General features: G+C 59.1%; 9 protein-coding genes. 2 read left to right on the forward strand and 7 right to left on the reverse strand.

All coding sequences use genetic code 11. The features are described 5' to 3' along the window. Position 1 precedes the first annotated feature (1 nt). Positions 2–3,271 carry an efflux RND transporter permease subunit gene (locus KBY72_RS08950; protein ID WP_254993414.1) on the forward strand — a complete coding sequence of 1,090 codons (3,270 nt, stop codon included), beginning with the start codon at positions 2–4 and terminating at the stop codon, positions 3,269–3,271. Here KBY72_RS08950 and KBY72_RS08955 read toward each other — a convergent pair. After that, on the reverse strand, positions 3,268–4,923 hold the full coding sequence (locus tag KBY72_RS08955; protein WP_254993416.1) for an alpha-D-glucose phosphate-specific phosphoglucomutase: 1,656 nt from the start codon (positions 4,921–4,923) through the stop codon (positions 3,268–3,270). The two genes, KBY72_RS08950 and KBY72_RS08955, sit on opposite strands and share 4 nt — an antisense overlap. Positions 4,924–5,085: 162 nt before the next feature. On the opposite strand from KBY72_RS08955, the gene KBY72_RS08960 reads away from it, so the two are divergent. After that, on the forward strand, positions 5,086–5,436 hold the full coding sequence (locus KBY72_RS08960) for a hypothetical protein (RefSeq protein ID WP_254932318.1): 351 nt from the start codon (positions 5,086–5,088) through the stop codon (positions 5,434–5,436). Here the strand turns inward: KBY72_RS08960 and KBY72_RS08965 are convergent. The 6 genes from KBY72_RS08965 to KBY72_RS08990 all read right to left on the reverse strand — a co-directional run bounded on the left by KBY72_RS08965 (position 5,419) and on the right by KBY72_RS08990 (position 10,104). Further along, on the reverse strand, positions 5,419–5,844 hold the full coding sequence (locus KBY72_RS08965; protein ID WP_254932317.1) for a hypothetical protein: 426 nt from the start codon (positions 5,842–5,844) through the stop codon (positions 5,419–5,421). The two genes, KBY72_RS08960 and KBY72_RS08965, sit on opposite strands and share 18 nt — an antisense overlap. A 22-nt stretch (positions 5,845–5,866) precedes the next feature. Then, positions 5,867–7,081 (reverse strand): FAD-dependent monooxygenase, encoded by a 1,215-nt coding sequence (locus KBY72_RS08970; protein WP_254932316.1) that lies wholly within the window; start codon positions 7,079–7,081, stop codon positions 5,867–5,869. An 8-nt stretch (positions 7,082–7,089) separates the two neighbouring features. Beyond that, entirely contained in the window at positions 7,090–7,332 is a 243-nt protein-coding gene (locus KBY72_RS08975; RefSeq protein ID WP_254932315.1) for a hypothetical protein, read from the reverse strand. Between the two features lie 86 nt (positions 7,333–7,418). Then, a complete protein-coding gene (locus KBY72_RS08980) occupies positions 7,419–7,814 on the reverse strand; it encodes a hypothetical protein (RefSeq protein WP_254993418.1) in 396 nt (131 codons plus the stop codon). Further along, positions 7,811–8,995: a glycoside hydrolase family 130 protein gene (locus KBY72_RS08985; RefSeq protein WP_254993419.1), complete on the reverse strand. Its 1,185-nt coding sequence runs from the start codon at positions 8,993–8,995 to the stop codon at positions 7,811–7,813. The genes KBY72_RS08980 and KBY72_RS08985 overlap by 4 nt, the downstream gene beginning before the upstream one ends. Then, positions 8,992–10,104: a Gfo/Idh/MocA family protein gene (locus tag KBY72_RS08990; protein WP_254993421.1), complete on the reverse strand. Its 1,113-nt coding sequence runs from the start codon at positions 10,102–10,104 to the stop codon at positions 8,992–8,994. The genes KBY72_RS08985 and KBY72_RS08990 overlap by 4 nt, the downstream gene beginning before the upstream one ends. Positions 10,105–10,267 lie beyond the last annotated feature (163 nt).

Genomic DNA, 10,267 nt, shown 5'->3' on the forward strand with positions numbered 1-10,267 from the left:
TATGTCACTCTCCGATAATTTTATTAAGCGGCCTGTCCTTACGACCGTTTGCAGCATTCTGATTGTGCTGATGGGAATCATTGCAATTCCCAGTCTGCCAATTGAAAACCTGCCGAATATTGCTCCACCGCTTATTAATGTGACGTCCAGTTACGGCGGTGCTAATTCCATAGTGACGGAACAGGCCGTTACTAATCCGCTCGAGCAGCAGATCAACGGCGTGCCGGGTGCGGCCTACATCTCTTCAACAAGCTCTAATACCGGTCAGAGCATCATTCAGGTTTATTTTGACGAAGGCACGGATATCAATATTGACCAAGTAAACGTTCAAAACCGCGTTTCCCTGGCCATGCCTCAGTTGCCCGAACAGGTTTCGGCAACTGGGGTGTCAGTGATGCAGAGCACCCCATCGATTCTGCTTGCCTATCAGGTCACGTCTAGCCAGGGTCAATTTGATGCTTCTTATATCAACGGCTTGATTTATGAGCAGCTCTACTACCAGCTTGAGCGGGTCCCCGGAGTCGCTCAAGTCAGTCTGCTGGGAGGTAGTAACCCTGCCTTCTGGCTGTTTGTTGATCCAAGCAAGCTCAGTGCCAACCAGTTGACGGCCGATCAGATCGTCAATGCTGTCAAGAGTCAAAACAGCATCGCTATTGGCGGCCTGGTTGGGGGGGCACCTGCGGGGGGTGATCAGCTGTTTGCCTACCCAATTTTGGTTGCTGATAATGGCAACTTGATGTCGGTAGATCAGCTCAATGACCTGATAGTTGGTAAGTCACCACAGGGCAATCTACTACGGCTGCGCGATGTGGGCCAGGCTACCTACGGGTTTAATACCTTTGCTCAGCAGGCGGTGAGTTTTGATGGGTTTCCATCTATCACGGTTGCGGTGTTCCAAACTCCTGAGAGCAATGCTCTAGATGTTTCGGAAGCTGTGGTGGTGGTGATGAACCAATTCACCCAGACAGCTCCGCCAGGGATCGCGGTTAAGCAGATTTATAATGTTGGTCAGTTTATTGAATCTGCAGTTGCAGGGGTAACGGATGCCCTTGGCCTGGCAATTGTGCTGGTGTTGGTGATCCTGTTTCTGTTTCTACAGAACTGGCGCGCCACGGTGGTGCCCAGTCTGGCAATCCCGATCTCACTTATCGGCACTTTTGCCTTCATCAAGGCTTTTGGATTTTCCATAAACCAGCTCACCTTGTTGGGCTTGGTGCTTGCTACTGGCCTGGTGGTTGACGACGCGATCGTTGTGATCGAGGCGGTCTCCAAGAACTTGGAGAGCGGTATGAGTCCGCGTAAGGCGGCTATGGCCTGCATGGGTGAACTGATTGGTGCTCTGATTGCTACATCGCTGGTGCTGATGGCGGTGTTTGTACCAGTCGCTTTCTACCCGGGTGGTATTGGCATCATCTATAAGCAATTTGCACTAACAATCGCCTTCTCCATAGCGATTTCCACCTTTAACGCCCTCACCTTCTCGCCCATGATGTCGGCGTTGATTCTTAGGTCTGAACAGCCACCTAAGCCGCAAGGTTGGGGCTGGACTGCTGGTGGTGTGGTAGTGGGCTTGGCCTTCGGCCGCTTCAGCGCCGCATCCTTTGGCGTCGGTGCCTACGTCTTTGGAGTTCTCGTGTTCGGGTTGGCTGGTAGCCGGCTTGCCTCAATTTTTGAGCAATTCAATCGGTTTTTTGCTTGGTTGCAGAGCAGTTATGCCCGCTTACTTGAGGTGCTTATCCGCCGCCGAAAATATGTTGTTGCTGGCCTCGCTGGCGGCATTGTGCTCACCGCGCTTGCTTTCTCGGCCCTGCCCTCGGCGTTTATTCCTGAAGAAGACCAAGGTTATGGGGTGGGAATTTTCCAATTGCAGAATGGTGCCTCTCTCAGCTTGACCCAGAAGACTGGTCTTGAAGTGGCCAAAATTCTCAAGGAAGAGCCAGATATCACTGCCGCTTCGGTGGTGAGCGGTTATGGCTTCAATGGTTCTAGCCCTGATCAAGGAGTGTTCTTCTTCGGCCTCAAGCCCCTTGAGGAGCGCAGTGGAGCCGATCAGAAAGTCCCAGCAATCGTGAAGCGACTCAACACCAAACTTTCCAAGATTAGTAGTGGTCACGTTGTAGCAAGCCTGCCGGCGGCGATCCCTGGCTTCTCGTCCCAGGGTGGCTTCTACTTTCAGTTCAATGACTTAAGTAATGGCGCATACAGCTTTAACCAACTTGACGCCATGGCTCAAAAGCTTGTGGCAGCTGGTATGGCATCCGATCAGTTTTCAAACCTTTACACCCAGTTCATTCCAAGTGCCCCAGCATTTGGTCTCAAGATCGATCGTTCGATTGTGGGTGCGCTGAACATCGACTTCCAGCAGGCGATGCAGACGATTGCTGTGCTCGCAGGTGGTAACTATTCAGGCTTGACCTATGAAAATGGTCAGGTGCGCAATATCTATGTGCAGTCAGAGGCTTCTGGTCGTAGTACCCTGGAAGATGTACTTAGTTACTACGTGCGTAACCGCGACAACAAGCTTGTGCAGGTTAGTGAGTTTGCCTCGTCAGAACTCACCAGTGCCCCTCCGGTTATTAGTCACTACAACCTTTATCGAACAATTTTGATTCAGGGTGTCGAGGCGGTTGGCAAGAGCTCTGGTCAAGCCTTGACGGCTATTCAGCAGATCTTTAAGCGGCTTGATTCCAACAATATTGACTACGCATTCACTGGCCTTGCTTCCCTGCAGCTTTCTGCGGGTAACGCCAGCGTACTGGTATTTGGCCTGGGCATATTGATTGTCTATCTGGTGCTTTCTGCCCAGTACGAGAGCTACATAACCCCAGTCATCATTTTGATGACGGTTCCCTTGGCCATGCTTGGCGCCCTGGTTTTCTTGGCGCTCCGCTCTATCGACCTAAATATCTATGCCCAGGTGGGTCTGGTGACCTTGATCGGGTTGGCTGCGAAGAACGGCATTTTGATTGTTGAGGTTGCTGAGCAGCACGTTGCCAATGGCATGAGCTTTGTGGAAGCGGCCATTTCTGCTGCTGAGTCTCGGATGAGGCCAATTCTGATGACCGCAATCGCCTCCCTGGCGGGATTCCTGCCCCTTGTGGTGGCCACCACCGCTGGTGCGAATAGTCAGCAATCCCTGGGCACCGTGATATTTGGGGGGCTGCTAGTTGCCACAGTGCTTTCGCTTGGAGTTGTGCCCCCTTTCTATGTGGTGATCAAAAATTTTGAGGCTCGCTGGTTGCCTGAATCCATACCGGAGACAACCGCTTAGGTGATCACGGTGGGGCGAACCATCCCCGTGCGGTTCTTGATTTCGGCCAGTCCATCGATTGCCGTGATCAGCTCGCCGAGGGCCATTTGGGGATCCTGGCTGAGGTTGCCGCTAGGGGGCACATAGCTCTCCAGATACACCCGCAGGGTGGCTCCCTGGGTGCCGGTGCCGGAGAGGCGCAGCACCACTCGGCTGCCATCTTCGAGCAGCAGACGCAGGCCTTGGCCGCTTGTGAGAGATCCGTCTACCGGATCGGTGTAAGCGAAGTCGTCGGCGGTAGCGATACTGCGGCCGGCGAAGCTTTGGCCCACCAGCGCGGGCTGCATATCCTTGATGCGGTTGTAGAGGCCATGGGCGGCCTCGCTGGCGATGGCTTCGTAGTCGTGGCGCGAGTAATAGTGCCGGCCGAAACGGCTCCAGTGCTCGGCCATGATCCTGCTCACTGGTGTCTGCTTCCTGGCCAGGATCTGCAGCCAGAAAAGTACCGCCCAGAGGCCATCTTTTTCGCGGATGTGGTTGCTGCCCGTGCCGAAACTTTCCTCACCGCAAAGGGTTATGCGCCCCGCATCGAGCAGGTTGCCGAAGAATTTCCAGCCCGTTGGCGTTTCGAAGCAGGCCAGACCAAGCTCCTTTGCCACCACATCGGTGGCGGCGCTGGTGGGCATCGAGCGAGCCACACCGGCTAGGCCATCGGCGTAGCCCGGGGCCAAGGTGGCGTTGGCGGTGAGTACCGCCAGGCTGTCGCTTGGGTTCACGAAGCAGCGTGCCCCCAGCACCATGTTGCGGTCGCCGTCGCCATCGCAGGCGGCACCGAATTTGTAGGCATCGCTGCCCATCAGCAGCTCGGCCAGGTCGTGGGCGTAGGTGAGATTGGGATCGGGGTGGCCGCCGCCAAAATCTTCTAGGGGGATGCCGTTGCGCACCGTGCCCGCGGGAGCGCCAAGCAATTCTTCGAAGATCCGGCTGGCGTATGGGCCGGTCACCGCGTGCATGGCATCGAAGGCCATCGGAAAGTCGCCCCGCAATAGATCGCCGATCTGGTCGAAGTCGAACAGGCGCTGCATCAGCGCTACGTAGTCGTCTACGCCATCAATAACCTCAACCTGCAGGTCGCCAATGCTGCTGAGCCCTGGCGTTGAGAGGTCGGGATCGCTGCCGCCTTCGCAGATCCGATAGCCGCCTAGTTCCAAGGTGGCGGCGTAAATCGCGTCGGTGATCGATTCCGGCGTGGGGCCGCCGTTGGCGCCGTTGATCTTGACGCCGAAATCGCCATCGGGGCCGCCGGGGTTATGGCTGGCCGAGAGAATCACCCCGCCCACGGCGCCGTGTTGACGTATCAGGTGGGAGGCGGCTGGGGTGGAGAGGATGCCGCCGGTGGTGGTAATCAGCCGGGCCACGCCATGGGCTGCGGCCATGCGGGCGATCACCTTGATTGCTGCGAGGTTGCCGTAGCGACCGTCACCTCCCACTACCAAGGTGCCGCCGGCCACGCCTGGCAGCACCTGCAGGCTCGCTTCGATGAAGCTCTCTAGGTAGTGGGGCGTCTGGAACTGGCGACTGCTCTTGCGCAGGCCGGAGGTGCCGGGCTTCTGGTCGCTGAAAGGCTGGACCAGGGAAATCTGCCGAATGCTCACGGGATTACTGCTGGTCATCGGCCGAATCCACAGGGGCACTGGGGCACCAAATTAACCTTGGCTTGTCACCTTTCCAGAACTGACTAGCTTCCAAGGGAAGGCAGTTGATTGGGGACAGGGGTGTTGGCCAAAAACAGGTTTGCCAGCGGGCACATTTGGAGAGTGGCTTGCTTAGCTGGCTTGGCGCTAACAGCCAGCTCCTTAGCGGCCACAGAAGCCGGCCTGGCGGCAGTGATGGGGGGAGCCCGCGCCCTTCCTTTGGCGGAGGCGGTGCAGCGCAGTCGGTTGGCAGCTGAAGCCGTGATCCAGCGACGCGGCAAGGAAACCTGCCTGCGCGGCAAGCTCACCAATGCCTTACTGGGCCTGTCTGCCAGCTGTGAAGTTGCGGCTCAGAAGGATGGTCTCTGTGCCTTGGCCGATCAGGCGGTGGTGCAGGTCGGCTGGTCGCTGGCTTTTATGGACAGCACTGCCCAGCAGGTGCTGAACCTGATTGAGAGCCAGCCGGGATCAGGATCAGGACCCAGGAATTAGGTTGAACGCACCTTTTTTCTCCTTGGGTTTTGTGTCGGTTTTGCTCGGGGCGACCGAGCGGGTCTGCTGTTTGCAGAAGGGGATCACGTCCTGGCCGGCTCGGTTGAGAGCTTCGCGCCTTTCAAAAGTGTTGGTGGTAGCTGGCTTTGCCCGTTCGAGGATCGTCCAGATGGCGTCCTTGCAGTTGGCGCCCAGGCGTGGGTGATCCATCAGCGGATCGGCCATGGTGCGTGCCTTGCCGCAGACTTCAATTGTGTTGTCTCTTCCGCAGGCGAAGGTTTGGAGCTGGAGCTCGCGCAACAGGTCCATGGATGGGTACGGCGGGTCCTTGGGTGCTGCCTGTAGGGGTGCAGCCAGCAGGGCGATCAGGCCAAGGGCAAGTGCGGGATCAATCCGAGGCGCGGCCATGGTTCCACCGGGGTTGCTCCCATCATGGCGCTCCTGGCAGCTGGGCCAGTCCCTGGCGAAGCGGTTGTTGCTGCTGGCTCCAGTGGGCAGCGATCGCGGGGCCCACCAGGGGTGCGGCGATCGCCAGAGCCCCCCGCAACCAACCCTGCTGCCGCAACTGCTCTCCCCGGGCTGCTTCGGCAGCCTGCAGGGTTTGCATGCTGATGATTTCGGGCCGCCGCTCCGCCTCAATTTGGACGGCCACCCCATCAAGGGCAGCGCCGCTGCAGCCACTGCTGAGCAGAGGCAACAACCGTATGGCGGCTACCCAGGCATCACGCAGGGCCATGTTGATGCCCTGGGCTCGCACCGGTCCCATCGGGTGGGCCGCATCGCCAAGCAGTAGCAGGCCCGGTTGGCACCAGCGCTCCGCTAGTCCCACCTGCACCGTCAGTCGGCTGGGCGCCCCCAATCCACCGCGCCACTGCCGTAGCCAGGCCGCTAGCTGCGGCGGACTCAATGCTGCCATCCGCTCGATCCAGCCTTCTCTGCTGAGCTCGGGTGTGGCTTGAGACTTGCCCATAACCCAACCCAGCTGGACGCCGCCGCTGGCGCTTTCGAAAGCGCTGAAAACCCCCTGGGGCCCCACCAGGGTGGTGAAGGAGCCAGCTATGGGCGAGGCCGCGGGACTGGCCAGTTGAAACCAGAGCAAGTCGATCGGGCTGGGGCTGCTCTGCAGCGCTAGCCCTGCCTTCTGGCGCACCAGGGAGCCCCGGCCATCGCAGCCGACGACAAGGTCGGCAGGTAGCTGACTGCCATCGCGCAGTTGCACCCCCGCCACCCGCTCCTGCTGCCACAGCAGGTCAACCACCGGTTGGCCCCGCTCAATCGCAAAGGAGGGGTAGGTGCTGCCCCGTTTCAGCAGGGCCTCCAGCAGGGCCGGCTGGCTCACCAGGGTGCAGGGCCGGCTGGGATCGCCGCCGAGGGGCTCGGTGGCGGTGAATAGCTCCTGGCCATCTACCACGAAGCGCCATTCCACCAGGGGCCGGTGGGGCAGGCCTGGAATCAGCTCGAGCAGCCCCATGGCCGCCAGGGCCTCTAGCCCTGAGGGCATCAGCGCTTCGCCGCGGAATTGACGCTCCAGGTTGGTGCCGGCCTCCACCAGGGTTACGGCCATACCGCCACGGGCCAGCAGTAGGGCCAAGCTGGCCCCCGCCGGTCCGGCACCCACCACCACCACCTTGGGGCGGTGGCTCAAGGGGCCACTCAAACGAAGGAGTTGTAGTTGCGAGTGCCGCCGCTCTCCGGGTCGACATGGCCCGTCAACTGGCTTTTCTTGCTGAGCAAATATTCCACCAGCTCCTGCTGAACGGCCAACAGTTCATTGGTGCAGCCGCGGAATGCGGCTCGGTGGCGTATTTCATCGTGCCGGGTGTGCAGGTCGCGCAGCATCAGCTGGATGGCATCCAGGGTGGCCGACGTGTTGCGGGAGGCCGGCGGGGCATTCAAGGCACGCTCCGTTCCACTGACCATGGCCACAGCATTGAGGGGAAGGCCAAGCGTAGGAGGGGGGCCGCCTGGATCACGGCTCCCGATCAGCAGTCGCCAAACAGGGTGCTGGACACCTGATGGAATGTTTCAAAGGTGTCTTGGTGATCCAGCCCGCTCACCGCCAGGGAGACGGTCCGCTGGCGGGGGTTGCATTCCACCGCCAGGCTCACTGCCCTGGCGCCATGGTCGGCATGGAAAGCGGCGCTCTGGCCGTCAACGGCGTAGAGGGTTTCGGGGGCGTGGGTGAAGCCGAGCTGGTTGGCCAGCAGGCTGATGCCGGCGAGGGACTGGGCCAGGCTGCCGTCGCAGCGGATGGCTGTGGTGTAGACCACCGGCGCGGCGGGGGTGGTGTCCTCGCCCGGCAACATCAGGGAGCTCGCCAACGACTTCATCAGGTTGCCGGTCTTCGCCAAGCTGCCGGTCTTCGCCAAGGTCTTCATCGACGTCGTAGGCCATCCGAACTATTGGACTTTAGGTGCAGATCACTAGATATGGTGTTTGGGGTTGCCAGAGGTCCACATATGGTGGGTGGAGATGCCATCCCCCCCCTTTCCCGACTCAGCTGGCTGGTGTCACTGATCAGCAGATCAGTGAGCCCAAGTTCCACTACGCAGGTGGCGGTATCAGCGGCTCCGGCGTAGATCAGCAGTGAATCCTCCTGTTGGATGATGCCAGTGGGGAACACCACATTTGGTACAAATCCCAGACATTCATACTCCATCTCTGGTGCCAATATCTGCTCTCCTGCGCTGAGAATCTTCGAGGGCTGATCGAGATCCAAAAGCAGCTTTCCAGCCCCATAGCTGCCGATGCCGCTTTCACCTTCGCCCTTATTGTTGCCGTGATAGATCACCAACCATCCCTCCTTTGTGCGGATCGGTGGTGTGCCCGCGCCGATGCGGCCGCAATCCCAGCCTGCATTAGAGCCCAGCAGGGGCTGGTGCTTGCCCCAATGCAGCAGATCGGGTGATGAGGCCAGCCAAATCTCCGGACGGGAAAAATCATGGGCAGTGGTGGGCCGATGCAGCGCGAAATACTGGCCGCCGATAAGCTCCGGGAACAGCACCACATCCTTGTTTTCCGGGCAGAAGATCGGCCCGTGGAACTTGAAAGAGCTGAAATCAAGTGTAGAGGCCAAAGCTGTTGCCGCACCGTGGGGGGATACGGCTACATAGGTGATATAAAAATGACCATCAATTGGCGTGATGCGGGGATCCTCGATGCCGTAGCTCTCACAGCCGAGGCTGGGCCGGAGGATTTGCTGCTCACTGGGCTCGATCTGGCGACCGTCGGCGCTGCGAACCACGCGCAGATGGGAGGTGGAAGTGAGCCGCAGCAGGCCCGTTTCCCTGATCTTCACTACCCTGGCATCTTCGACAATCAATTCCTGCTCAGCCAGCCAATCGATAACTATTTTTCCTGCCTCCAGATCCCAGCGCGGCAAACCCACGAAACCCGGCCGGATCTGCCTAGGCGCCTCGGCAACCCTGATAAGTAGCACAACTCCCTGCTCCGTTGTGACGGCGCCTGGATTGAAGGCGCCAACAACTCGCATGTCTTGCTGAGAAGGTGCAAGCTGCTCAGGGGTCAGCAGGCAGCTGCTAAATAAACGGGGTCTCATCCGCCAGGCTCAGCTAGCTGCGTTGCCGCGCAGGCCATGGCGAGGGAGTTGCGGCCATTTTCCTCAGTGATCAGCCGTTGATGGGAACGATCGGCAATCCAGGCGATCTGGTCGGCGAACAGTGCCCGCAGCAGCTCGCAATAACGGCGCATCTTCTCGGCCTCCAATCCAGCATGAAGATCGATCTTCTGATAGGTGTCAAAGTCTTTGTGGCGTCCACGGGCTAGGCGCTTAGAGCCGCTATAGCTTTCGAGAACATCAATCCTGGCGTCAGGGAAGATCTGCATCAACCTGCGCGATTGCTCTTCATCCACCACGGCCCGCAGCCGGACCCGAGTAGGTACCCATTCCTCCAGGGTCAATTCACCGTGTTCAAATAGCAGCCTGAATTCCTGGCGCTCCAGCCGTGCCGGCTGGGTGAAGCCGTGATAGAAGTTGATTAGGGCACCATTTTCGTAGCGCACTACGCACTGCACCTGCTCCTCAATGCCGGAGCCTGGGCGCAGAGTCCGCTGGGAGTAGACAACCTCTCCCTTCCCCAGCCAACCTTCGAATAGATCGAAGAAATGCACGCCATGTTCAATGAAGATGCCGCCACTTTTGCTGCGATCCCAGAACCAGTGCTCGGCTGAAAGCCCCTCATCGCCGGCGGCATTATCAAACCAGCCATGCAGGCACTCGCCGATCACCTTGGAATCGACAAGTTGGCGTACGGCCTCAAATAGCGGGTTGTAGCGCTGCATCAGGTTGGCGATGCAGAGGCGATCGCCGGAGCGGGCCAGCTGCAACAGCTCATCAGCCTGGGCCAGGTTGAGCGCCAGCGGCTTTTCGCAAATCACATGCTTGCCTGCCTCCAGGGCTGCACGCACCTGGCCGTAATGGAGGAAGGGCGGCGTGGCGATGTAAACAAGGTCAACCTGATCAAGGTTGAGCAGACTCTCCACATCGAGGGTTTCAGCAACTCCAAAACGGCGGGCCATGGCGAGTGCCGCCTCTCGATGGGTGCCAGCCATGGCCACCAGCTCCGCCCCTTCAACTTGTAGAAACTGTTGGAGAGCAAACAGGCCAAACCCGCCTGCTCCAATGGCGCCGATGCGGATCTTATTCATGGCTTGGGGATTGAATGGCGAGCGAGTTCGATTAGTCGCATCTCCTGCAGAGCCAGGAGGAAAGCCAGAGTTGATTCGGCACCCTGGTTCATGTTGACGCTGTCGTCTTGAAGACCGTCGAAGCTGCCGCCAGTGCGTGCGTCATAGAGCGGCAGGTGCAGGT

Source organism: Cyanobium sp. BA5m-21 (assembly GCF_024346235.1).
GTDB classification, from domain to species: domain Bacteria; phylum Cyanobacteriota; class Cyanobacteriia; order PCC-6307; family Cyanobiaceae; genus Cyanobium_A; species Cyanobium_A usitatum.